This window comes from Bowmanella yangjiangensis, assembly GCF_017255015.1.
Lineage (GTDB): Bacteria > Pseudomonadota > Gammaproteobacteria > Enterobacterales > Alteromonadaceae > Bowmanella > Bowmanella yangjiangensis.
The window spans coordinates 1-417 of sequence record NZ_JAFKCS010000633.1 but is presented as its reverse complement, the minus strand read 5'-3'; the positions used below and the strand labels follow the sequence as shown (position 1 = coordinate 417).

General features: G+C 63.3%; 1 pseudogene. It reads right to left on the bottom strand.

The features are described from left to right. Positions 1-180, bottom strand: a pseudogene (locus tag J0A65_RS26010) (AraC family transcriptional regulator); the annotation flags it as partial. Positions 181-417: the final 237 nt, after the last annotated feature.

Genomic DNA, 417 nt, shown 5'->3' with positions numbered 1-417 from the left:
ATAACGTGAAACCGGTACGCCAACGAACGCGCCGAACTGTCGATGGAAGTGAAACGGCGAAAAGCTGGCCACCTGACTCAGCGCGCTGACCGAGAGATCGCCATCGAGGTGGGCATCGATATAGGCGAGCACGGCACCGAAACGCTGTGTGTAAGCAGAGGACGGTGATCGAGCAGACACGGTGCATAGATTCCTGAAATACGGTGAGCGCCAGCGTAGGCAATGGCGCCGCTCCCGCGCCTAGCCGCACTTGCTCAGTTGGCTCGTTGCCCTCTCCCCCAGGCGGCGCAGAAGCGCAGCCGCACCACCTAGCCCTGCGCCTCCTCCTCGCGCGCCTTGACCCCCGCCAGCAACTTGCCATGCAACGCATGCAACGTTCGCTGCTCGTCGGCGGTCAACCCTGCAAGCACGCGCTGC